Origin of the sequence: Staphylococcus sp. EZ-P03, assembly GCF_003344575.1 — a bacterium.
In the GTDB taxonomy this organism is placed as follows: Bacteria; Bacillota; Bacilli; order Staphylococcales; family Staphylococcaceae; genus Staphylococcus; species Staphylococcus simulans_B.
Map to the genome: position 1 here is coordinate 1 of NZ_QPMO01000010.1, position 23,398 is coordinate 23,398.

The following is a 23,398-nucleotide window of genomic DNA, read 5'->3' on the forward strand; positions in this document are numbered from 1 at the left end:
ATTTAAAAGGCAAGACTCCTGTTGAGTACAGAAATCTTGCCTTAGGAAAATAGTTTAATCAAAAAGTTCAACTTTTGGGGTTCACTACAATTAGCTTGTGTTGTTTTTAATATTCCTAGTAATGTTCTCGCGAATTTACTTTTAATATATTTCTCTGCTGCTAATGCTTCATTTTTATTTTTAAAACCACCTATTGAAACAAAAGTATCCGTTGCAGCAATGTCAGGCTCACTCAATATTATTTGGGCTAATTGTTCACCAAAATATCCTTCTTTACTAGACTGTGGCATAAACAATTTATAATCTTCTAATGATGAAGGACCAATAACATACTTAGAATCCACCCACAGATAAACTCTTTTTTTATTTTCTAAACCAAAAACCAAAATAGGGTCACCCTTTACTTCTTCTCTGTTTTCAAAAAATATAATGTTTTTTAATTTTTCAAACGCTCCTGATCCTATGTCATTTTTATGGCCTGCTGATTGAATTTTTTCAATTTGCGGAAAGTCTTCATGAGCTTTTTTTGACAATCTATAAGCCCCTCTTCCACTAATAATTTCATTCATGTATCTTTGTGCCTTGCTTGTAACTTTACTCAATATTGGATTTAGTTCTTCAAATTTAATAAAAAGATTTATCGGACCTAATTTGCAATTTGCATCTCTTAACGTCACAACTAACCCACCTTTAATGACAGTTTTTGGAAATACTTGTTTTGAGTCCTCTTCATAATAAATAGATTTCAAGTGTGGGTCACCGAGCATTTTCTTATTCCATGATTTTGGAGTACTACCTGCGTTAAATAAAAATCTCGCAGGAGTAATCATACATACCAAATCTGATAATTCATAAGATAAATCTAAAAATTTGTGGTAAATCGGCGGTGAATACGTCTCATTCTTTCCAATAGCACTTTCTTGATATGGCGGATTACCTATTACAACATCAAAGTTCATAACATTTAACTTCCTTTGTATTTCATTTTTCACTTTAATAATATCTTTGTTTAACTTGTCAGAAATATTTTCTAAATAAACAACATTTGTTTGCCATTCCTTAAACCCTTTAAGAGTCCGTTCTGTAATAGTTTTTGCCATAGGGGTTTTAGCTATTACATAAATATTTTTATCTAATACTTCTCTAATTAATTTCTCTTCATCAAATTTATTAAACCTTCCCGCTTGCATATCATTTAACTTTTCCCATTTTTTATAATAAAGAGAGGTTGCTGCATAAAGCGGATATAAACCTGTCTTAGAATTTATCTCTAATATTCGACTGTTATCATTAATGATTTTACTTGTATAATTTGTATCAATCCAGTGTGGGTTAACTATATTACTATCAGAAGTGCTTAATTCATAATTGTTATCAAAATAATTTAATCCACCTATAGTTTTACCTAACTGTAAATTTACTACCCTCCATGGAGTTAACACTGTTTCCTTATCAGGATTTTTAAAGCTTGAGAATAGTAGTGCTATTTTTTCTGTTCTTTCAGTATATTCAAGTTCATCAAATGATTTTGCTTTTCTTCGAATAATTCGACCTGCTTCAATAAAAACTTCTGGGTCGTAATATTTAATATACTTTTTAAATACAGCTTTTGTAACTCCTTTTGGCATAAATTCTTCCCAAGAAATATGGTCTACTTTATTTATAAATTTATTCATATCTACTTTTTCATCAATGTCTATATCCATTCCATAAATCATCATAGGAATTCTAATAGATATACCTCTTAGGATTGAAATCATTGTTCGTCTTTGTTTTTTAGCTTCTTTCAACTTTTCTAGAGCTCTTTCTTCCTCAAGTGTTCTGTCCGACTTTTTCTTTGCCTTACCTTTTTCAGCTTTTCCATATTCTTCATCTGAAAGTCCCTGATTATTAACATCTACTTTATCAGGTAATTTTTTTGTCGGCGTTGATTTGCCTATAATTCCTTTTAAATATTTAAAATCTTCTAAATCAGCGTCATTTAAAGTTAACAATTCATCATTATATAGCGAGTCATCCTCAAATCCTGTGCGCACTGCTTTTTCTGCATATACTTTTTTTAATTTTGTGAGTAATTTATTTACATCATACTCTTCCATGCCATTACCATCCGAACCTAATATTGGTAAAAAGTTTAAAAATTTCTTCATATGTTCTTTTTGTAAATTACTCGTTTTCTTTCCAACACCAGTATTAAATTTAGCAGCATTTGACATTATTGTAAGAGCTCGATCTGGTGCAAAATCAAAAATAAAAGCATTCTTTTTCATTCCTAATTTTTCATCAAAAAAAGGAGTTTGTGCACGAAATGCAGCCTGTAAGTATGAAGACGGTGAATTGGTATTGTTTAAAAACATTACACCAGTCCATTCTTTAATACTAACCCCGGTTGTTAACTTTCTTACTGTTAACGTAATTGTTTTTGTTTCAGAAGGTTTATTTGTTATTGCATTTCGAACCTTAGTCAAATCCCCCTCTTTAACTAGCTCATCATCATTTTCAACAATATTAATAATACTAAATTCATGGCCAAATACTGGATGGGATTCTAACATTTCCTTCATAACTTTACAGCTCAGCCTATTTGGTAGAAGCCAAAGTGTATGTCTTAGGTTATCTCTAAACTCTTTCTTTGAAAATGGATAATTATTTTTAGAATTTGGCTTTGTTATTTCATCTAAAAACAATTTTACTTCTTTCTCATATACAAATTTATTTCTTTCTGCATCCACCTTAAAAAATTCAGAAAAATTAAAGGCTTTATCCTCAATGTTGATAAACTGCTTGTTTTTAAATCTTTCACTAAGTGAGAATGTAAACATATTCATTCGCGGTAAAGTTTCGTATGGATTAGGTTCATTGCATTTTTTCAGTTCATATTTATGTTTAGCTTCTTGCTCCATAACATAGTCCCAAGTAAACACTTGGCTTTCTTCATATTCATCCAAGATATTAAATGGCGTACCAGATAGCTCCAGTACTTTCGCATGATCCACTATTTTATTATAAATATTACTCGTTATTTCTGTCCTTGTTCCCTCATGAGCTTCATCTATAATTACAAAGTCCCATTCCACCTCTGAAACAGCATTGTTTTCAGTTTGATACTTTCCACCAAAATTAATTTGGCCCCGGAGATCCTGTATACTAGCAAAATATACAAAAGGATTATCTTGCTTTATCAAGTAATCTAATTTTTCTCCTCTTTTCTTTGATCCAAAAAGAAACTTATCTTTACTTCCGAATATTTTACCAAAGTCCTCAAACCAACCATCTGATACAACAGGTCTATGCGTCAAAATTAAAGTTTTTTGATAATTACATTCTTTAACCACTTGAAGAGCCGATAATGTTTTTCCAAAACGCATTTTTGCATTCCAAAGCATTTTGGATTTTGACCTCAATACATTTTTGGTTTGTTTAATGGCTTCTTTTTGCTCAGGTCTAAATTTGATTTTAAATGTATCATCATGTTTTTTATTATTTTTTTCATAATTAATACTACTTTTTCCGTTTTCAACCGCTTCAATTGCTTTGATCACTGTGTCAACATCTGTTTTAAACCATTCATTACCATTACCAAATTCAGCTTTTTTTATTCCAGATCTTCTTAAAACTTCATGTACATCATAATCTCTGAAAAATTTATTGTCTTTAGTAATAGCTAGTCTTGATATGTCCACTTTAAATGGTAAGCCTGATGTTCCCGCATATTGTTTAATACGTTTTTCAGCAGCTTTTAATAAATCAGGACTCTCATCTCTATAATCCATTTTGAAATTTGGTACAGATGCCTCTCCTACTTTTTCGTATCCATCATAATAATCTAATTTACCATCTTTATTGTCTATACTGAATGCATATATAATTTTACGTTCAAATGCTTGATATAATCCTTTTGATTCAATCATAATATGTCTCCTCTTTAAATACATTAGTTATAGGAACAATCGAATAAGATTCCTTAACTTGCTTAACCTCAATACTCTCATCTTCTAAAAGTTCAAAAATATTTAGTTGATGGTTTCGTTCAGTTAGAGATTTAACACGACCGTTTGTTTTGGTTTGCCCTTCAAATATTTCTGCTAATGTGTGTTCAGTCCTTAACACTTTTATTGTTTGTGAATTTTTATTTAATTTGTTTTTAATTTCCCATTCTGAAAAAATAATTGGCTTTTTCTCAGGTGTTTCTTTAGTTATAAAATTACCTTGTGCAATATTTGCAGAAATAATTACCTTTGCACTATTCAAAACATCGAAATTAACATGTCCTTTATGCTCATTAACTACAACTATATAAGCTTCTTTAAATACCTCAAACATATTCATAACACACACTTGAGCATTATCTTCTAATAATTCGATACCATATATGGTGGACAATGCATATAAAGAGTAATTTTCATATTGTTTTAAAGTAAGATTATACTTTTCTTTAACCATTATTAGTTTCCGTCTTAGTATTGCCATTAAAAAATTGCCTTCACCTGCGGCTGGTTCTAAGAATGTTTTATGTAAACTTTCACACGCCTCTTTAATTCCGGGAACATTCAACATTTTTTCAACCATCCAATTAGGCGTAAAAACTTCACCATGTTTTTGAACTCTCTGTTTTGATTTTATTAACTTTTCTAGCATTTTATCAGCGCCTTTTTCATAATGTCATACCCCAATAATTGTAATATTTAATATATAGTTAATACTAATATTTTTAGAAAGGTAAATCATCAAAATTATCAAAGTTGTCTTTTGGGAATTTGTTTTCATAAAAGTTGATTAAAAACAATCCAACAGTTGCACAAGCATTAACAACAAAGTAAGCATATATTGGTTTATTGATTAAATATTTATTCGATGCTTGACCATGACTCAATGTTTTATCACTCCTTATATCTTCAATAGATTTTGCAACTGTAGTTAAAGCACTTCCTATTGCTTTTAATTCAGTAGGCACTTCATGATCTTCTATATGTAACTCAAAGACTTTTATTATTTCTTTTATGAGTTTATTCATAGTCATACGAGATGGATTGATATTGGAAAACCTTTTATCTAGTAGTATCTCTTTTATTATACTTTCAAGTACTGAATTAGCATTGCCTATTGCTTCTGCAGGATCTACTTCAATATTTTGAAATGCTTTTTCAAAACTTATAGCTGCATTTTTGTAATCGTCTTTCAATTTATTTCTAAACGTCGGTATAGACGGTATAAAATCAGGCGTTTCAATTCCTAAATCAATCGCGATCTTAACTAACTTTTCTGGAGTTTTTTTTGCAATATTCCCAAGAGTTTGGGCTAAATTAATATTATTATTAGTAGTATAATCTATGGAAAAATCGGAGTAATTAAAATCATGAAATTCATCTTGGAAAAAACTAATGTATTGTTCTACTTTTTTATAACTTTTATATCGACCCCATAGCTCATTTTCTATTTGAAAAAGTAAATCCATTTTATATGCTGGAGATATTTCCATAAAATTTCCCACCTTATTATTGAATCTTCAAAAAATTCTTTTACATACCCTTTATTTTAATTTAAAGATTCTTCCTTATCAATATCTTCAAGTTGTATTGGCGTAGTTTATGACAGCACCAAAGTTTAATCATTCAAAAAAGGAACTCAAACGAATATATTTCGTTTGAGCCCAACTATTTCTATGCATTTAATGATTCGATTAATCCTGGTAATTCTTCAATACTGTAGATAACATGATCTGTGCCATTGGCTTCGAATTTTGCTTTGACCGCTTTACCGATTTCAGTACGTTCATCTACTGATAGTTGTTGCCAGTCTGATTCGTTATAACCTGAAAGTGAACTGCCTTTGATGACACCTACTGTGATTACGCCTGCGTTAACCCCTTCTTGTATGTCAGAAACTGTATCGCCGACTTTAACGACATGTTGGACATTTTGCAGTTCAAGTACTTCCATATTTTTAAATATCATATACGGATACGGTCTGCCATGATTGCCGACTAAGTCTGCAGTTGCTACAAAGTCTGGCTCATAGCCTTGCTGTGCTGCATTAGGTTTTACTACCTCCATCATTTCAGAGGTATAACCTGTAGTAGAACCGACTTTGATACCTTTTGCTTTTAACCAATGTGCTGTATCCACAGCGCCTTGTATCGGTGTAGTGAAATCTTCAAGTGTCTGCATTAACTGTGTTTCAAATTGATTATAAAGTTGATCAATGTCTTGTTCTTCTGGTGCTTTGCCGTATTTTTCTTCCCATAATCCTTTAATACGCGGCATTTCTAACATTGCTTGAATATGATCGCGTTTCAGCATTCCCATAGGTTCTCTTGCTTCTTCAATCGTTACATCTATCCCTGCATCTTTAAAGATATTAACGAAAACGTGTACCGGCGCAAAACAGCCGAAATCAATCATTGTACCTGCCCAATCGAAAATGACACCTTCTATTTTATTAATCATGCTGCACTTCCTCCTCTAAAATATATTGACGGATATTACGAATTAATTCACTTAAGTCTTCAACCTCTAAATCTCCAATGTTGCCGATTCTGAATGAAGGAATATCCATTAATTTTCCTGGATACAATACAAATCCTTCCGCTTTCATTTGATTATAAAAGTCTTCAAAATCAAACTCTGGATAAGGATATAAAAATGTTGTGATAATCGGCGATTGATATGCTTGTTTGATATACGGTGTGAAGCCGATATCGGCTAAATGCTTTCTTAAATAGTCATTATTTTCTTGGTAGCGTTGATGTCTTGCTTCTATACCGCCTTCTTCTTCCAGTTCAACTAATGCTTCTAAGAATGCCGCAACTACATGTGTCGGTGATGTATAGCGCCATTTGCCTTCATCTTTTTCCATTACTTGCCATTGGTCATATAAATCCAACACTAAACTATGCGCATTCCCTTTCGTTGTTTTTAATGTATCCTGTTTTGCGATAACAAAACCAAATCCTGGAACACCTTGGATACATTTATTCGCACTGCTGATAATATAGTCGATATCTAATGCTGCGACATCAATAGGAAAACCGCCGAAACTGCTCATTGCATCTATAATAATTTTCAGATCAAATGATTGTGCAATTTGTGTTAAAGGTTCAATAGGATTAAGCATTCCAGTTGTCGTTTCACAGTGTACCATCGCAATATGCGTAATTGTCTTATCTTCTTGTACCAGTGCTTTCACATCTTCGAAATCAGGAACTTTGTCATATTCAAATCTTAATGCTGTCACACGCTTGCCGATACGTTCTGCCATTTCAATCATACGATTGCCGTATGCACCGTTGCTTAGGATAAGGATATGATCCTCTTGGCTTAATGCTGTCTGTAAAACACTTTCAACGACAAAACTTCCGCTGCCTTGTTGTAAAACTGTCGTATATTCATCCGCATCTACACCTGCTAAATCTAATAAGCGTTTGCGAATATCTTGTGTAACTGACTTATAATCGTTATCCCATGTACATCTATCCTCTAACATTTGTTCCTTAACTTTCTTTGTTGTTGTCAATGGTCCTGGTGTTAATAATTTATAATCATGTGCCATGATTATTTGCCCCCTTTTTGTTCTTTTTTAATATCCGCTTCTTTTTTAGCTTCATTAAAGATGGTTTGATGCTGATCTAATAACTTCACAGTTAAAGGTGTCGGCCATGCTTTTGGATGACTCGGCTTCATCGCTTCATCTACTTTTTCACCTTTATAAAGCGGTACTGGATATTCTTTCAATAAATCTTTTCGTCCATACTTTTGAATTACTGCTACCATTTTTTGTGCTTTTTGCTGACGTTCTCCGCCTTTTTTCACAACTGCTGCTGCTTCTGTCAAAGCAAAGTTGCCTTCCGTCGGATCAATATACTTAATCGGTTCTCCTTCTTTCTCGGCATCAATAGCTTGGTTTCTTAATCCTGCACCTACTGTTGCTTCTCCGGATTGTACTTTTTTCAACGGCCCTGAACCTGAGCTTTCTAAATGCGGCCCGGCATTGATAATCAGCTGTTCAATAATGTGTTTGCCTTCTTTTTCGCCATATTGATCAAGTACACCTTGCAACAAGAGCCAGCCTGTTGAAGAATCCATAATATTCGGGAAGGAAATTTCATTTTTATATTCCGGCTTCGTTAAATCTTTAATCGTATGCGGCATCGGTAATCCTTTTTCTTTAAGTGCTTTCGTATTTACAAACAATGAACCCATATTGCCTAGGATAGGAGTCATATAACCGGGATACTGTTTGATTTCTTGCTGCTGAATAGAAGATGGCATTGCCGCAAACATATCATGTTCTTTTTGTGCACTTTCTAAATAGTAGCTTGCTTGTGTAATGATATCCGCTTCGATATTTTTGCCTTCTGCCATAATTTTCCCGCCTAATTCAGATGTCGACTGCGGCTGAATAATATATTCACCTTTATAGCCATGCGTATCTAATGCTTTCTCCATCGCAGCAATCGCTTCTTCATCGGCATTAGTTTGAATAATCACTTTATCTGAAGAAGAGCCTAAACCTACATATGAGAAATACAGCAGCACCAAACACAGCAAACTGACTAACACAATTTTAATTTTCAACGCAATTCCCTCCCTTTGTCATAACGCAACCAAAGGTGACTGATTACGCGTACTATAATATTCGTCAGTAAGATCAAAATAGATAGAATGAAGATATCTGTGAACCTGTTAAAGTGCTGCAGCTGGTTGATTTGTGTTGAAACAATTTGAGTTGATGTTGAAACTAAGAAGATAACTCCGCTGATGGTTACCATTGCATTAATAAAATAGTAATTAATCATTTCAACAATAGTAGTCTTCATATTCGGTAAAATCACTTTAAAGACCGTTTCAAACCAGCTGTCTTTCAATAACATACTTGTCACATCCCATGACTTATCCAGCTTTTCCATGGCACCTTTAGCCATTAGATAAGGCGTTGTAAAATAATGCACCACGATACTGAGAATCACAATTAAGAAAGTACCTTTTAACGTACTGTTTTGGAAAAAGAGCAAATATGCTAAGCCTAAAATCATACCTGGCACTGTATTCGTCAGCATAGCGATCACATTAAGCCCTTTTCGTCCGGCTAATTGTGTACGTGTGCTGATAATCGCACTGAAGAAAGCGATAATCGTTCCAAATACAGCTGTACAAACTGCTACAAAGACCGATTGCATATACACATGAACTAAGACTTCATCTTTCAGCAAATTAATAATATGTTTTAATGTAAATTGCATATTGTAGGGATAATTAGTCGTGAAAGGTACAACAAACATCACCATAAATATCACTAAAATAATCGTACTTAAAATAAAAGTCAGTGTTCCGATAATACTGTCATGTATAGGTTTTTTGTTCGGACTGTATTGTTGTGCAAAGCGATGTTCGACATTCCATCTTTCAATTACAGTCAAAAATATAAATCCGAGCAATGCAGGAAGCAGCATAATCATCGCAATGACTGCACCTTGTGCAAATTTAGGAATCGAACCTAAGATAGTCTGATAGAGCAAGATAGAAATTACTGTATCGTCCGCTCCGATTGAAGCAGGTATACCAAAATCTGTGAAACTTAAAATAAATGACAAGATAAAGGCATTGCCGATAGGAATGACTAACGGTCTTAACAATGTATGATAAAATCTACGCAGCCCATTATCATGCATGAGTTGAGAAACATAGAAAAAACGATGATCGATATAATTAAATGCATTATTAATGATAATAAAAGCTGCCGGCAACGTATAAATAATGTATCCGATGAGCATCCCCTTTTCACCATAGACAGTAAATAATGGTTCGCCTAAAAATCGAGCAATAATACCTTCATTACCGAATAAATACATCAACAAGAAACCGTAAGTGATCGTCGGTACTAACATCGGCAGCATCACCATGCCGTGCGTATATTGCTTAAGCATACGCGGCAGTGCTGTGACTTGAAGCGCATACGCAGTCAAAAACGCTAAAACCGCTGTAATAAATGCGGCGATGAAAGACAATTTCAAACTTCGAAACAATGCTTTCGTCACTTCAGGATTCGTTAATACTTCTTTAAAATACACACCGCTTAACTGCCCGTTGTCTACTACTGAACGCCCCAGCAGCAACAGTATCGGCAAGATTAAAAAGATAATAAAGAATGCTAATAATAAAATTTGTATAATGCGCTGACTCCATAACTTATGCACCATGTTGTTCACCAAACAATTGATAAATATGATGACGCTTGATTTCCAATTGGTTCAAAATAAATTGTCTTACAAACTTTGAATTCGGACGGTGAATAATATCTTCAGGTGTACCGAATTGCGCGATTGTTCCTTCTTGAATCACTACAATTTTATCTGCCATTGTCAACGCTTCTTCAGGATCATGTGTCACAATAATCGTTGTTAGATTTAATGATTTTGCTACTTTGATAATCATGTCTTTAATACGTTCTTTAATCATGCCGTCCAGCGCACTTAAAGGTTCATCCATTAATAGTACTTTCGGTTCCATAACAATTGTGCGTGCAATCGAAACTCTTTGCTTTTGTCCGCCTGATAATTCGTGAATCTTTTTGTATAAATGCGGACGCAATTCTAGTAATTCGATTAAATCCGAAACTTCTTTCGTATTCGGGTCTTTCTTTAAATTGTTCAAACCATACATAATATTGTCGCGTGCATTTAAATGCGGGAATAAACAATAGTCTTGAAAGACAATATTGAAACCTCTTTTTTGCTTTGGTACATGATGAATCGGCGAATGATTAAAATGAATTTCACCGCTTGTTACTTCTGTTAATCCTAAAATCATATTCAATAAAGTCGTTTTGCCGCAACCGCTTGGTCCTAATAGCGCTACGATTTCTCCATTTTCGATATCCAAGTTAATGTCCTTTAATACTTCATTGTTGTCGTATTGCTTTGTTACATTTTTTAAACTGAGCATAATAAGCACCTCCGCTTTGGTATACTCAAAGTATAAGAAATGATTATTAAGTCAGTGTTAAAAATGTGTAAGTCTTGATTAAGTTATGACTATATTATTACCAACTTTGTTTATTTCTAATCATTTCGGGGGTATGATGTTACTAATAAGATAATGAGGTGAAACGAAGATGCTTCCAACTGAAAGAAGAGCTGAAATTATACAAAAACTAGAAAAAAACAACTTCCTGGAATTGAAGACCTTACATAAGGAACTTAATATTTCTATGGAAACTTTACGCAGAGATGTGCAACAGTTAGTCAAAGACGATTTAGTGCTTAAAGAATACGGCGGAATCAGAATCAATAAAGAACAAAATGGAGAATCTGCGATTGAACGCAGATTAGATCGCCAGTTAGACAAGAAGAAAAGCATTGCACAAAAAGCGTTGAAAGAGATTCAAGACGGAGATTGTATTTATTTAGACAGCGGATCGACCACTTTACAGATTGCTAAAGGATTAGACAGCAAAAACAACCTTACTATAGTGACAAATTCTATTCCTGTTTTAATACAATGTATGGAGTATGGGCATAGCTTAATTTCTATCGGAGGCAAAATCAGAGCGTCTGAACAATCGCTGACGCAATTCGACTTCCTATTCAATTTTGAACGATTGAATATTAATAAAGGATTCTTTTGCTGCAGCGGTGTATCTGCACAAAACGGTATTACTGATTACAGCTTAGAAGAAGTCGAAACCAGAATCCGTCTGATGAATATTTCGCAGCAATGTTACCTAACAGCAGACAGCAGTAAAATCAATAAAGTCGTTACTGCTAAAATCAGCGATGCAAAAGATTTTAATTGGTTCATCACTGACGATGCAATTGATCATAAGGATAAACAAGCATTAGAAACAGCAGGACTTAAAGTGTTGTAACTAAAGAAATGAAACATAACAAATAAAAACAGGATGTATTTGCAAAAAAGCCTAGTTGCCTCTTTCGCAAATACATCCTGTTTATTTAAATACCTTCTATTCTTCTACAGGTACATATACTTTTGCTGCATAGTCATCTGCCATAGGATTGCCATGCGGATAAAATTCAATACCTGGTGCTTGTCTCATCTTGAAACCTAATTCACTTAAGTAGTGAGGATTATATACCTTTTCACATACACGCTGTATCGCCTCAGGAACCGGCCCTTTTGCATCTGCAACCACATATTTCCCTGCAGGCAGTGTATAGGGGTGCAGTCCTGCTTCTGATTTTTTATCTGATGTCACAGCAATCAAATAATTCATTCCGCTTTCTGTCGGAACAATCACGCCTAAAAATCCATCCAATTTATGATTACTGAGTGCTGCCAGTGTTTTGTCTTGTCCATTTTCATTAAATGCCTGCCATGCTTTCGGCAAACCTTGTTGTGCATCTTGCATTGTCGCAAATTTACTTAAATAACCGATGACATTCATCTCTTCAAGTGTTTGAACTTCATATTCCATACTATTCACTCCCATGATTTTTCATTATTAACATTCATTACCCTATTTTGACGTAAATCATAAAATTTATAAAAAAATAACACCAAACAGCACCTTGGCTGTTTGATGTTATTAGTAGTGTATCTAACTATTCTTCAAACTTAGTTAAGTCCTCTGCGATATATTCAGAAGCAATAACACCGCGAGATTTTGCCCAAAGTTCACGGCTGACGAAATGAATGCGGTTATTTTTCTTCGCATTGATAGTATTATAAACTTCAGATTGGCGTAATTTTTCAAGCGCTTCTGAGTTTTCATCGTCTACCATCAGAATTAAACGTTCAGGATTTAATGTTTTTAATTGTTCATCTGTTAATTTCAGATACGGTCCATCTTTATATTCAGGATACGTTTTTGAATCTGCTTGTGTGATTGCCATTTTGAAGCCTAGACGTTTTAAGAATTGACCGACATAACTGTTCGCATCATGACCTACGATATAATTGTCTGTTACCACTGCAGCAAGTGTGCCTAAATGCTTGTCGACAGTGATTTCATCTTCGATTTGTTTGATTTTTTGTTCATGAATTGCGACACGTTTTTTCGCTTCTTGTTCTTTTGATACTGCTTTACCGATCAGTTTGAATGATTCTACGTTTTGTTCATAGTTGCCATCAAAACTTTCAAGTAAAATTGTAGGGGCAATTTTTTCAAGGTCTCTATAAATTCTGTGATGGCGTTCACCGTCAGCAATAATCAGTTGCGGTTCAGCTTCTCTTAATGCTTCAATATCAGGATTCTTTCTATCCCCTAATGAAACATAGCTGCCGACTTGTTCTCTGACTGCGTCAAATAAGTTTTCTGCATTGCCGTCATCAGCAATAGCAGCTGGCTTAATACCTAATGCCAGTAAATCTTCTACAAATGAATACTCTAATGCTGCCACTCTATCAACATTAGCTGCAACTTGTGTAATGCCTGATTCATTTCTTACTTCAACCATATTACTATTACCTCCATATTAATGTATCGGTTTATTGTTTACCCATATTAACTATTCCTATACCTTTATTCCCTATACGCTCGAGATTATGCGTGATTCATTAATGTCTTAATTTACAGAACATTGTCAAATACTAAAACATTTCCTTTCCTCATCAAGTTACTGCTAAAATTAAAGAGGGTATATAGAGTACATTAATAATGTTCAATATATGTATTTTTAATTCAGGAGAGACAGACAATGAGATCAAACATAAAACAAAATTTCATACGTTTTCTTAAAATCGCCGGCATAGCTGCAGTGATGATGTTGATAATCTTTTATCCGGCACTTCGTGCATACATGAAGCATCAGATTGTATTCAGCGGTGTTGGAGACGGCTTCAGACAAATGATGCCGTTTCAAAAATATCTTTATCAGCATGTGACACACTTTGCCAGTTTCTATGATATCTCATTCGGTTTAGGCGGAGACTATATTACCGATTTAGCGTATTACTATTCCACTTCACCGCTCACGTATCTGAACTTTTTCTTTGTGTGGCTAGGTGAACATCTCTTACATATGAATCCAAGCAGTATAGAATTTTGGCCTGGCAACCAACTATTCTTTGCGATAGTCAAAGCTATTTTGACATTTATCGCAACGTACTATATGATGCGCTATTTTAAATTACAACGTTATACTGCTTTAATCGGTACGATCTTGTATACTGCATCTAACGTTATGCTGTATTTCAATTTTACTTGGTCATTTTACGGAGATGTACTCATTTATCTTCCAATCAGCTTGCTCGGTGTTGAAAAATTATTCAGAGAACGACGTGCGGGCTGGTTGATTGTCGGCTTAGCCTTAACATTGATTTCAAACTTTTACTTCAGTTACTATGAAGCGATTATTATCGGCGGTTATCTCATTTACAGAACGCTCTTCCAATATAAAGAGGATATTTTAACTAAGATACAAAAAATATACATTACAGCGATAACATTCATTTTAAGTCTGATGATTTCAAGTTATGGCTTTTATACAGGTGTCAGTTCGTTTTTACACAACGACAGAAAACAAAATCCATTGCTGGAATTTCCGTTTTTCGTTGATTTATTGAACACACAAAAGCAGACTTTTTTATCAGGGTTCCATATTATACTTTCAATACTTGTTATCATAGCGCTGCTGCAATTTAAATTGTATCGTCATTACTACTACCGTTTGTTTGCGATTATTACATGGATCTTTATTTTAGGTTCGTTTACCAACGCATTCGACAGTTTCTTTAACGGCTTCTCAATTCCGCAGCGCAGATGGGTCTATATTCTTACTATGACCGCAGCTCTTTTAGTCGCACTCATGATTCAACATGTTGCAGAAATGTCGATTGTTTCACTAATCGTTGCTTGTATTCCAGCTTTCGGTGTTTTATATTTCTCTTCTCGCTTTGCAAAAGGAGATTGGGACTGGTGGATCAGTACAGTACTGATTATCATAGTATTAGCTATTATAATAGTACTCTTTAAAGGCAAAACAAACCGCTGGCTCAAAATCAGCTTAGTCCTGCTTATCTTGCTTCAACAATATTGGCAGTTAAAAGAATATAAACACAATACACTTTCTGAATATGAAACTGATATTGCTCAAGTTACCAAACATGATTATTTCAGTAAGCCGTTGAACAAGAAAATCAAAGCGCTGCAAGCCCAAAATAAAGATGATTTAATGCGCATTGACTATATGAGCGGTTACGGACTGAACTCGCCTTTCATTTACGACTATAACGGCATTTCACTCTATTCAAGTATCTTTGACGGTGAAATCTTGAAGTACTATGACAAAACCATGCAAATCAACATGCCTGTCGATAAAAACAGTACTTTCCGTTTATTTAATAATCGTGCAAATTTAATGGCACTTTGGGATGTGACGGATCGTTTCAAAATGGAATCTGATAAGAATATGCCGTACGGCTTTGAGCAGCAAGACAAGATTAAAGATAAAGATGCGACATTTATTCATTCGCATAATCAAATCGATTATCCTGCCGCACACATTACCAACAAAACATTTAATATGGATCAATTGAAATCACCTTTAGATAAAGAACAAGCCATGTTAACTGGTGTGGTTTGGGAGCATCAAAAAGGTAATTCTGATTTTAAACCGAATCAGAATTTATTATCTCAATCTCAAACTGATTTGCGCGATGCCAAACAAGTGGATAACAACCACATACAAGTGCAAAAAGATAAAGGCGGTGTCACATTATCATTGCCGCCTGCCCTAGCAAATCAGTACCAAGATATGTATGTAGAAATGGATGTTGAACGCATCTCTCCTTCAACAGAACATTATGTAAAATTAAACGAGTATAAACAAAAACGAAATGAACTTGATTATAAATACCGCAGATTTGTCTCACCAGTGACGATGAGAGTAAAAGCATCACCGGAGTTAAAATTACAATTGCCGAAAGGCAAATACCGTTTAAATATTAAAGGTATTTACGGTGAAGATTATGCAACTTTAAGAAATGCAAAAAAATCATTAACACCTGTTAAGGTTACAAAAGCAAACGATGGCTTGCATATCAAAAAACCAAAAGCAGCTTCTGGAAATTTAGTATTGCCTACTGCTTATAGAAAAGGCTTATACGCTGTAATTGACGGTAAGCAGCATGAAGTTAAACAAGGTAATGGTATTATGACTGTAATTAAAACAGAAAAAGGTCAAACTGATATACATCTGAAATATCAACCGCCTTTATTCAAAACGTTAATCTTAATTTCTATTGTTGGTTTGGTAGTAAGTATTTTCTGGTGCAGATTCCTATCAAAACGCAAATTCAAATCATAAAAACATTTCAGTACTGGTATGCAAGTGAACTGCTTCTGCATACCAGTACTTTTTATATACACACTATTTTTACTAGTCGCTTGCATTTATTTTACTGAGTGCTTTAACAGTCTATGCAAACACTATCCTGACTTTTATACTATTCTCATGAAATTTCAGAAAAAACAATAAAATTCAGAAAGGTTTGGTACAACACTGTGAAAGATGAAAATTATAAAGAAGAAAGCAAGCAACACCTATTAGAATTACTGCAGCAACTAACAACTGATGTATCCAACGATTCAGCACCTTCATTCAAAGAAAGCACTTGTACCTACGAAGCTCTGATGCAGCGTTTTATAGATATGTTGTATTTAGCAGAAAAAGAAATCCTTCATTCTGCTTTAAAAAATCAACATTCGATATACACACTGACACGCGCACAATATGATAAGCTGGTACATTTAAAACCATCCAAATTTTTAATGCCCTTCGGCAAAAACCGCTATTTCATCTCACCCGAACTAATAAATTTCTATAATCAGCATTATCTTAATAATCAATTCGAAACCTTACCTGAATTGAACAGTTTTGCCGAAAAAACCATCCATCGATTAACAGAAACAGAAAAACATTGCAGAAGTTATGAAACTAAAAGATTTAAAGATTGTATAGCAGAAAATATAGATGCGAAAACACTCGAACATTTATGCAAGATAACGCAGATTAATGATTATGAAAGTCTCACACATGAAGAAAAATGTGCAGTACTCTCTCAAAAAATACTCAATGATTTTGATTTGATCGAAAAGCTTATCAAAAATATTCCTCCGATTCGCGTTCTCTTTTCATTGATGGTGTTTGAAGATAGAAACAGTTATACAGGTGCAGAAGTACCTGGAAAGAATCGTGCGTTGTTTTTCCTTTTCAGTAATCCTGAATATGATATTTTGTACTTGCCTATTGAATTATTTGAACAATTAAAACATTTTTTCAAAACAAATAACATAGATCCGATGGCCGTCCTCATTCACACACTTAAAGATTTCACCGGCAAAGAACTGGAACCTCAGAAAGAAAAGCAATGGATATCAGATCTGTGCCAAAATCGTTTGACTGACATTGAAACAGAAACATTATTAAATGTTTTAACTAAAGATTATGTATACGCTGAAATACTCGATAGAATGTACAATGAAGAAAAATCAAGCTTTTTCATTAACCTGATCAGTGTTTATGGTTTCTTGCCTTTATCCTTAGTCACAACTTTATATAACCGCTTCTTTGAAGCTGATGAAACAACAACGTCAATCAAAGCTCTGATTTCTAAAGTTTATTTCAAGTGCGAATATTCATTAGAACAAGGCTATTTAGCCAATGCCACAATACAAGAAGTCATTCCGGAATTAGATATGATATATGTCGATATTCCATACTATATCCCTGAATCCCTTGAGGAATTAGATAACGTTGCGAATAGTTATAATTACTTTGAAGAGGCTGATTTCTTAAAGAGTTATGATTTCTTAATGATGAACGTAAATGTGACAGAAGACATGATTACAGATTGTTGCACATATATAGAAGTTGCGGTTATCGAAGATTTCCTTCTGCCTCAAATCAAAATGCTGCCGAGAGAAGAAGACATTGAAGATTGCGTCAACCAATGGAAATTAGACGGACTCTTTAAAGGCATCCCTGCTAAAACTATTATCAAACACATTACCGTTATGTATAACACACTGAACCTTTGGTCACTTAGAGGTTATACTAGAAAAGCCTATCAAGCCTTGCAAAAACAAAACGGCACCGCTTCAAACCCTACTAATATCATTGACCTCGATGAATTTATCTAACTAAAAACAAACACGTTCTCATCCTAGTTGAAAAGGAGAGAACGTGTTTATTTATTTAAAACTATTGTTTAACAAGTATACTATTACTCAATCAGATTTTATGCTTCTGCTTCTTCTTTCACATCATCTTGATCTTCTTCTGCTTCGATAATGTAAGTATTACGGTTGAGTTTATCATTCCATTCAATGATTCTCGCACCTCGTTTTAATTTACCGTAGGCATTATAACCTGTTACTCTGCCGTAATTTAATTGAATACCGTAATAGTTAGATGTAAAGTCATTATTGTGATCGTGGCCGCAATATACGCCGTTGATAGTTGTATTGTAATAAAGTTGGTACCATAGTCCGCTGTTTACGCGCGGTGGGCATACATCTTCGTAAAGGTTGCCGACATAGCCTTGTTTCGCCGCATCCGCATATTCAGGTAATGGCATATGCATAAATAATTGGTCTGGCATTGTTCTGTTTTTAGCACGATTAATCAACCATTTTTGTTGTTCATAAGTCACAAAAGCATAACCGTCAAACGGTGCTCTTGCATAGTCGCCAGCATCAAGCATATAAATTCTGATACCATTGTCTAAAGTATAGAAATAAGAGTAACAGTCATTATAAACTGCACCGCCTTCACGTTTTACATGCATTACTGATTTATCGATGATTTCCCATAAACGCATTCTGTTATAATTTGATTCACTTTCATGATTACCTAAAGTCACCGCAAATGGTACTTTTAAACTATCGAAGAAGTCAATCACAGCTTTAAATGTTTCAAGTGCACCTTCTTCTTTACTCCAAATCAAATCTCCTGTAATAACAATCACATCAGGCGTTTGTTCTTTTACCATTTTTTCAATCAGCTTGAATGTTTTCACATCTTCTTCCTTAAATGGCTGACTGCCGATATGTAAATCTGTTAGTTGCATGATTTTCATAGTTGTTCACTCCTAGTTGATGGTTTGTCGCATCGTAAACAGATGTTCCAATTTCTTTTTAAATTATATTAAAGCACTTGTATTGTGGCACATATTGAACGAAATGTATAGAAAAAAAGAACACTAATTATGAATGCATGACAAAAAAGCAGAGAGATGAAACATTTCGGCTTATTTTTTCATTGTCAGTTTTAATAAGGCTGGTCTACTTGATACGGTAAAGACTTAACATAATGCATTTCTTTAACATATTTTCCTTTATGAACAATCACCACATATTGCTTATTCGGATCAAACCCTAAGAAATCTAATTTATAAGGTACAAATTCACCGCATTTTGAATAAGCTTGGATATTCTCATACCTTTGCGTGCCTTTGTCAACTTGTGCATATGAATATTCCATGCGCAAGAAAGGATTAAACCGATCTGTGAATTGATTTCTGACCGTAGTCACCGCAAATATACCGATGATAATTAACACACTTAAACTTAATATTATTACCTTCTTCATTCGACTTTCCAACTCCTTCTGGGTGTATTGAACTCTGATGTACAAAGTTGTATAAACAGAATATTCAGATAAATAATTGTACCACTCTGAACACTGCTTCCATTCATTTTACTATATATCATTTTTATTTACTAATCTTTATATATCATCATCTTTCTAAAAGAATAAAAAAAGACTGTCCCTCATTAGGAACAGCCTGGTTTACTCGTATGTCTATCTGTCTAAAATTAGCTAATTTCTTTAATTCTAGCAGCTTTACCACGTAAGTTACGTAAGTAGTAAAGTTTAGCACGTCTAACTTTACCGCGACGAGTTACTTCGATTTTTTCAATTTTTGGAGTGTGTACAGGGAATGTACGTTCAACACCAACACCTGAAGAAATTTTACGAACTGTGAAAGTTTCTGAAACTCCGCCACCGCGGCGTTTGATTACTACACCTTCGAAGACTTGGATACGTTCGCGAGTACCTTCGACGATACGTACGTGTACACGTACTGTGTCTCCGGCACGGAAGTTAGGTAAGTCTGTGCGTAATTGTGATTTAGTAACTGCTTCGATTAATTTGTGATTACTCATTATTTATTCTCTCCTTCAAACTATGTTCTTGCCTCGACAACAAAATAGCAGCGGACCATAGTGATTTTTCGTGCTTAGCACACTTAAATAATATTAGCACACTGCTATTTTGTTTTCAATTGGTTTTTGTAGTTTTCAAGTATTTTTTCATCTTCTGATGATAATGGATACTTTGTTAGTAAATCGGGTCTTTTGACAAATGTTCTGATCAGCTTTTGCTCGTGTCTCCAAGCGTCGATTTTAGCGTGATTGCCTGATAATAATACATCAGGGACTGTCATTCCTTCGAATTCTCTTGGACGTGTATATTGCGGAAACTCTAATAAGCCGTCTGAGAAAGAGTCGTCTTGGTGAGACTGCTCATTTCCAAGTACGCCTGGAATTAATCGTACAATCGCATCTGTCATGCTCATCGCAGGCAATTCCCCGCCGGTTAATACATAATCTCCGATGGAGATTTCGTCTGTGACTAAATGCTCTCTGATACGTTCATCATAGCCTTCATAATGACCGCAGATAAATACTAAATGTTCTGCTTGGCTTAATTCTTGCGCGACTGCTTGTGAGAAAGGTTTGCCTTGCGGACACATTAAAATTACACGTGTCTGTTCTGTTGTCTCAAGGTCCTTCATCGCATTAAATACAGGTTCTGGTTTCAATACCATCCCTTGACCGCCGCCGAACGGATAGTCATCAACTTGGTTATGCTTATTTACCGCATAATCTCTGAAGTTGACTGTATTCACTGATATAATCGACTTATCTTGTGCACGCTTTAAAATAGAATGATTCAGTACGCCATCAAACATTTCTGGAAACAGCGTTAAATAATCAATTTTCACTCGTCTAACATTCCTTCCAATGGCGTAATTTGAATACGGCGTCCAGATACATCTACATCTTGTACTACATCTGCAATATAGGGAATCAAGTATTCTTTATCGCCTTGAACTACCCATACATCATTAGCGCCGGTTTCAAAGATTTCTTTCACGCGACCAATCGGTGTATCACCATCAAAGACAGTGCAGCCGATAATATCGGAATAGTAATACTCATGTTCATCTAATTCAATGGCTTCGTGATCTCGTTCTTGTGTTAAGATATCACCTTTTAAATGCTCAATGTCATTGATATTGTTAATACCTTCAAATGTAAGCATATGGAAGTCTTTATGTTTGCGGTAAGATGCCACAGTTAACTCAAGTGTGTCACCTTTATGATTGACTGTTAAAACTTCGCCAGGTTGAAAACGTGTTTCTGTAAAATCTGAATTAGATTTGACTCTAACTTCGCCTTTAATACCATGTGTATTTACAATTTTGCCGACTTCTACTTTCATATGCACTGGGCCTCCAATATGTGGTCTTGTGTAAAAAAACATTTCTACTTAATAATAACCCTAAGACAACTGTATTGTCTCAGGGTTATGTGATTAAAGCAACTTATTGCTTAACTTACTTAGAATGACGTTGTTCTTCGAATTTTTTCAAAATACCTTCTTTAGATAAGATATTGTGAACTGTGTCAGTTGGTTTCGCACCGTTAGTTAACCATTTAAGTGCTAACTCTTCGTCGATTTTAACTGTTTGAGCTTTGTCTTTAGTTACCGGATCATAAGTTCCGATTTGTTCGATAATACGACCATCACGTGGCGCACGAGCATCAGCTGCTACGATACGGTAGAATGGATTTCTTTTTGAGCCTAAACGTGTTAAGCGGATTTTAACTGCCATGTATAATTCTCTCCTTTGAGTCTTTGTTTTCTTTTCTACAAGAAATAATAATAACAGGTATCAGAAACTTTGTAAAGAGGTTTCTCTTTACCATTTTTATTTTTTTATAAATTCTGCGTAAAAAAAGTGCTGTGCGGATAGACACAACACTGATTTTACATATTAGAACGGCAAATTCATGCCTTTCATCATATTTTCAATTTGACTGCGTTTGCCTTTTTTGCCTTTGCCTCCGCCAGTAAATTGTTTCATCATTTTCTTCATGTCATTGAATTGTTTCATCAAACGATTGACTTCTTGAAGTGAACGGCCTGAACCTTTTGCGATACGTTTCTTGCGAGATACGTTTAAAATTTCAGGTCTTTCGCGTTCTGCTAAAGTCATAGATTGGATAATTGCTTTAATATGATCGATTTGTTTTTCGCTCATATTCAGTTTATCCATACCTTTCATTTTGTTCATACCTGGAATCATTTTCATGATTTCATCTAACGGACCAAGGTTTTTAACTTGATCAAGCTGTTCTAAGAAATCATCCAGCGTAAATGAAGCTGTACGCATTTTCTTTTCTAAGTCTTTTGCTTTTGACTCATCGACATCTTGCTGCGCTTTTTCAATTAAGCTCAGCACATCGCCCATACCTAAAATACGTGATGCCATACGTTCTGGATGGAAGAGTTCCAAGCCGTCTAATTTCTCGCTCATACCGACAAATTTAATAGGTTTTTGTGTAACAGAACGAATTGAAAGTGCTGCACCACCGCGTGTATCACCATCAAGTTTTGTTAACGTAACCCCTGTTACTTCTAATTGATCATCGAATGATTGTGCAACGTTGACCGCATCTTGACCTGTCATCGCATCTACAACCAGCATGATTTCGTTCGGCTTAGAAATTTCTTTGACTTCTGCCAATTCATTCATCAATGTTTCATCGATATGCAGACGACCTGCTGTATCAATGATAACGAAGTCTAAATGTTCTTCTTTTGCATGTTTTAATGCGTTTTCAACGATTTGTTGTGGCTTAACTTGATCGCCTTCGCTGTATACAGGGATATCTAATTGCTTCCCTACAGTTTCTAATTGGTCAATCGCAGCCGGACGATAGATATCGGCCGCTACAAGTAATGGTTTCTTATTGTATTTCTTGCGCATTAACAAAGCAAGTTTACCTGCAGTTGTTGTTTTACCTGCACCTTGCAAACCTACCATCATTACAACTGTCGGCGGTTTATTCGCCATGTTGATTGTCGAATTTTCTCCACCCATTAATTGCGTCAATTCGTCTTGTACAATTTTAATAACCTGTTGTCCAGGTGTTAATGATTGCATGACATCCGAACCTAATGCACGTTCAGAGACAGTTTTAATAAATGATTTAACGACTTTAAAGTTAACATCGGCTTCAAGCAATGCAAGACGTACTTCACGCATCATCGCTTTAATATCCGCTTCAGTCACTTTCCCTTTTCCTCGCATTTTCTGCATGGTCGCCTGCAAGCGATCGGATAATCCTTCAAATGCCATCCAAGTGA

Annotated in this window: 20 protein-coding genes; 3 read left to right on the plus strand and 17 right to left on the minus strand. The window is 34.7% G+C overall.

Annotated features, from left to right (window positions below; genetic code table 11):
* Positions 1 to 41: 41 nt before the first annotated feature.
* From DVJ99_RS05755 to DVJ99_RS05790, 8 genes are all read right to left on the minus strand, one after another.
* On the minus strand, positions 42 to 3,911 hold the full coding sequence (locus tag DVJ99_RS05755; protein WP_162912145.1) for an Eco57I restriction-modification methylase domain-containing protein: 3,870 nt from the start codon (positions 3,909 to 3,911) through the stop codon (positions 42 to 44).
* Positions 3,904 to 4,638: a DNA methyltransferase family protein gene (locus DVJ99_RS05760; RefSeq protein ID WP_114603501.1), complete on the minus strand. Its 735-nt coding sequence runs from the start codon at positions 4,636 to 4,638 to the stop codon at positions 3,904 to 3,906. The genes DVJ99_RS05755 and DVJ99_RS05760 overlap by 8 nt, the downstream gene beginning before the upstream one ends.
* Before the next feature lie 73 nt (positions 4,639 to 4,711).
* Positions 4,712 to 5,479: an abortive infection family protein gene (locus DVJ99_RS05765; RefSeq protein ID WP_114603502.1), complete on the minus strand. Its 768-nt coding sequence runs from the start codon at positions 5,477 to 5,479 to the stop codon at positions 4,712 to 4,714.
* A 181-nt stretch (positions 5,480 to 5,660) separates the two neighbouring features.
* The gene (phnX, locus tag DVJ99_RS05770) at positions 5,661 to 6,446 is read right to left on the minus strand and encodes a phosphonoacetaldehyde hydrolase (protein ID WP_205527049.1); all 786 of its coding nucleotides are present in this window, start codon (positions 6,444 to 6,446) and stop codon (positions 5,661 to 5,663) included.
* Positions 6,439 to 7,548, minus strand: coding sequence for a 2-aminoethylphosphonate--pyruvate transaminase (gene phnW / locus DVJ99_RS05775; protein ID WP_114603503.1), 1,110 nt, complete (start codon positions 7,546 to 7,548; stop codon positions 6,439 to 6,441). Before phnW ends, phnX begins: the two co-directional genes overlap by 8 nt.
* Before the next feature lie 2 nt (positions 7,549 to 7,550).
* The gene (locus DVJ99_RS05780; RefSeq protein WP_114603504.1) at positions 7,551 to 8,573 is read right to left on the minus strand and encodes an extracellular solute-binding protein; all 1,023 of its coding nucleotides are present in this window, start codon (positions 8,571 to 8,573) and stop codon (positions 7,551 to 7,553) included.
* The gene (locus tag DVJ99_RS05785) at positions 8,570 to 10,195 is read right to left on the minus strand and encodes an ABC transporter permease subunit (RefSeq protein WP_114603505.1); all 1,626 of its coding nucleotides are present in this window, start codon (positions 10,193 to 10,195) and stop codon (positions 8,570 to 8,572) included. Before DVJ99_RS05785 ends, DVJ99_RS05780 begins: the two co-directional genes overlap by 4 nt.
* The gene (locus DVJ99_RS05790) at positions 10,185 to 10,940 is read right to left on the minus strand and encodes an ABC transporter ATP-binding protein (protein WP_114603506.1); all 756 of its coding nucleotides are present in this window, start codon (positions 10,938 to 10,940) and stop codon (positions 10,185 to 10,187) included. The genes DVJ99_RS05785 and DVJ99_RS05790 overlap by 11 nt, the downstream gene beginning before the upstream one ends.
* 169 nt (positions 10,941 to 11,109) lie before the next feature.
* Between DVJ99_RS05790 and DVJ99_RS05795 the strand changes: the two genes are divergently transcribed.
* A complete protein-coding gene (locus DVJ99_RS05795) occupies positions 11,110 to 11,862 on the plus strand; it encodes a DeoR/GlpR family DNA-binding transcription regulator (RefSeq protein WP_114603507.1) in 753 nt (250 codons plus the stop codon).
* Positions 11,863 to 11,958: 96 nt separating this feature from the next.
* Here the strand turns inward: DVJ99_RS05795 and DVJ99_RS05800 are convergent, their stop codons facing one another.
* Both DVJ99_RS05800 and DVJ99_RS05805 read right to left on the minus strand, forming a co-directional pair.
* Complete coding sequence (locus DVJ99_RS05800; protein WP_114603508.1) at positions 11,959 to 12,429, minus strand: GyrI-like domain-containing protein; 471 nt, start codon at positions 12,427 to 12,429, stop codon at positions 11,959 to 11,961.
* A 127-nt stretch (positions 12,430 to 12,556) separates the two neighbouring features.
* A complete protein-coding gene (locus DVJ99_RS05805) occupies positions 12,557 to 13,411 on the minus strand; it encodes an ABC transporter substrate-binding protein (RefSeq protein ID WP_114603509.1) in 855 nt (284 codons plus the stop codon).
* Positions 13,412 to 13,651: 240 nt separating this feature from the next.
* Here DVJ99_RS05805 and DVJ99_RS05810 point away from each other — a divergent pair, with 240 nt between their 5' ends.
* Complete coding sequence (locus tag DVJ99_RS05810; protein WP_114603510.1) at positions 13,652 to 16,261, plus strand: YfhO family protein; 2,610 nt, start codon at positions 13,652 to 13,654, stop codon at positions 16,259 to 16,261.
* Positions 16,262 to 16,458: 197 nt separating this feature from the next.
* On the plus strand, positions 16,459 to 18,096 hold the full coding sequence (locus tag DVJ99_RS05815) for a hypothetical protein (protein WP_114603511.1): 1,638 nt from the start codon (positions 16,459 to 16,461) through the stop codon (positions 18,094 to 18,096).
* Between the two features lie 98 nt (positions 18,097 to 18,194).
* On the opposite strand, the gene DVJ99_RS05820 is transcribed toward DVJ99_RS05815, so the two are convergent.
* From DVJ99_RS05820 to ffh, 7 genes are all read right to left on the minus strand, one after another.
* Positions 18,195 to 19,034: a metallophosphoesterase family protein gene (locus DVJ99_RS05820; protein ID WP_114603512.1), complete on the minus strand. Its 840-nt coding sequence runs from the start codon at positions 19,032 to 19,034 to the stop codon at positions 18,195 to 18,197.
* Positions 19,035 to 19,225: 191 nt separating this feature from the next.
* Positions 19,226 to 19,546, minus strand: a complete 321-nt coding sequence (locus DVJ99_RS05825; protein WP_114603513.1) for a YxeA family protein — start codon at positions 19,544 to 19,546, stop codon at positions 19,226 to 19,228.
* Positions 19,547 to 19,773: 227 nt separating this feature from the next.
* Positions 19,774 to 20,124, minus strand: a complete 351-nt coding sequence (gene rplS, locus DVJ99_RS05830) for a 50S ribosomal protein L19 (protein WP_114603514.1) — start codon at positions 20,122 to 20,124, stop codon at positions 19,774 to 19,776.
* Between the two features lie 104 nt (positions 20,125 to 20,228).
* Positions 20,229 to 20,966: a tRNA (guanosine(37)-N1)-methyltransferase TrmD gene (gene trmD / locus DVJ99_RS05835; protein WP_105992993.1), complete on the minus strand. Its 738-nt coding sequence runs from the start codon at positions 20,964 to 20,966 to the stop codon at positions 20,229 to 20,231.
* Positions 20,963 to 21,466 (minus strand): ribosome maturation factor RimM, encoded by a 504-nt coding sequence (rimM, locus tag DVJ99_RS05840; protein WP_105992994.1) that lies wholly within the window; start codon positions 21,464 to 21,466, stop codon positions 20,963 to 20,965. The genes trmD and rimM overlap by 4 nt, the downstream gene beginning before the upstream one ends.
* Before the next feature lie 115 nt (positions 21,467 to 21,581).
* Entirely contained in the window at positions 21,582 to 21,860 is a 279-nt protein-coding gene (gene rpsP / locus DVJ99_RS05845) for a 30S ribosomal protein S16 (RefSeq protein WP_114603515.1), read from the minus strand.
* Between the two features lie 162 nt (positions 21,861 to 22,022).
* On the minus strand, positions 22,023 to 23,390 hold the full coding sequence (ffh, locus tag DVJ99_RS05850; protein ID WP_114603516.1) for a signal recognition particle protein: 1,368 nt from the start codon (positions 23,388 to 23,390) through the stop codon (positions 22,023 to 22,025).
* Positions 23,391 to 23,398 lie beyond the last annotated feature (8 nt).

Bases quoted from the DNA above. Each gene is read 5' to 3' on its own strand.
- DVJ99_RS05760 (WP_114603501.1), bottom strand. From the start codon at position 4,638: ATGCTAGAAAAGTTAATAAAATCAAAACAGAGAGTTCAAAAACATGGT.
- phnX (WP_205527049.1), bottom strand. From the start codon at position 6,446: ATGATTAATAAAATAGAAGGTGTCATTTTCGATTGGGCAGGTACAATG.
- DVJ99_RS05805 (WP_114603509.1), bottom strand. From the start codon at position 13,411: ATGGTTGAAGTAAGAAATGAATCAGGCATTACACAAGTTGCAGCTAAT.
- ffh (WP_114603516.1), bottom strand. From the start codon at position 23,390: ATGGCATTTGAAGGATTATCCGATCGCTTGCAGGCGACCATGCAGAAA.
- DVJ99_RS05755 (WP_162912145.1), bottom strand. From the start codon at position 3,911: ATGATTGAATCAAAAGGATTATATCAAGCATTTGAACGTAAAATTATA.
- DVJ99_RS05795 (WP_114603507.1), top strand. From the start codon at position 11,110: ATGCTTCCAACTGAAAGAAGAGCTGAAATTATACAAAAACTAGAAAAA.
- DVJ99_RS05800 (WP_114603508.1), bottom strand. From the start codon at position 12,429: ATGGAATATGAAGTTCAAACACTTGAAGAGATGAATGTCATCGGTTAT.
- DVJ99_RS05820 (WP_114603512.1), bottom strand. From the start codon at position 19,034: ATGAAAATCATGCAACTAACAGATTTACATATCGGCAGTCAGCCATTT.
- phnW (WP_114603503.1), bottom strand. From the start codon at position 7,548: ATGGCACATGATTATAAATTATTAACACCAGGACCATTGACAACAACA.
- rpsP (WP_114603515.1), bottom strand. From the start codon at position 21,860: ATGGCAGTTAAAATCCGCTTAACACGTTTAGGCTCAAAAAGAAATCCA.
- DVJ99_RS05785 (WP_114603505.1), bottom strand. From the start codon at position 10,195: ATGGTGCATAAGTTATGGAGTCAGCGCATTATACAAATTTTATTATTA.
- DVJ99_RS05810 (WP_114603510.1), top strand. From the start codon at position 13,652: ATGAGATCAAACATAAAACAAAATTTCATACGTTTTCTTAAAATCGCC.
- DVJ99_RS05790 (WP_114603506.1), bottom strand. From the start codon at position 10,940: ATGCTCAGTTTAAAAAATGTAACAAAGCAATACGACAACAATGAAGTA.
- DVJ99_RS05765 (WP_114603502.1), bottom strand. From the start codon at position 5,479: ATGGAAATATCTCCAGCATATAAAATGGATTTACTTTTTCAAATAGAA.
- rimM (WP_105992994.1), bottom strand. From the start codon at position 21,466: ATGAAAGTAGAAGTCGGCAAAATTGTAAATACACATGGTATTAAAGGC.
- rplS (WP_114603514.1), bottom strand. From the start codon at position 20,124: ATGAGTAATCACAAATTAATCGAAGCAGTTACTAAATCACAATTACGC.
- DVJ99_RS05825 (WP_114603513.1), bottom strand. From the start codon at position 19,546: ATGAAGAAGGTAATAATATTAAGTTTAAGTGTGTTAATTATCATCGGT.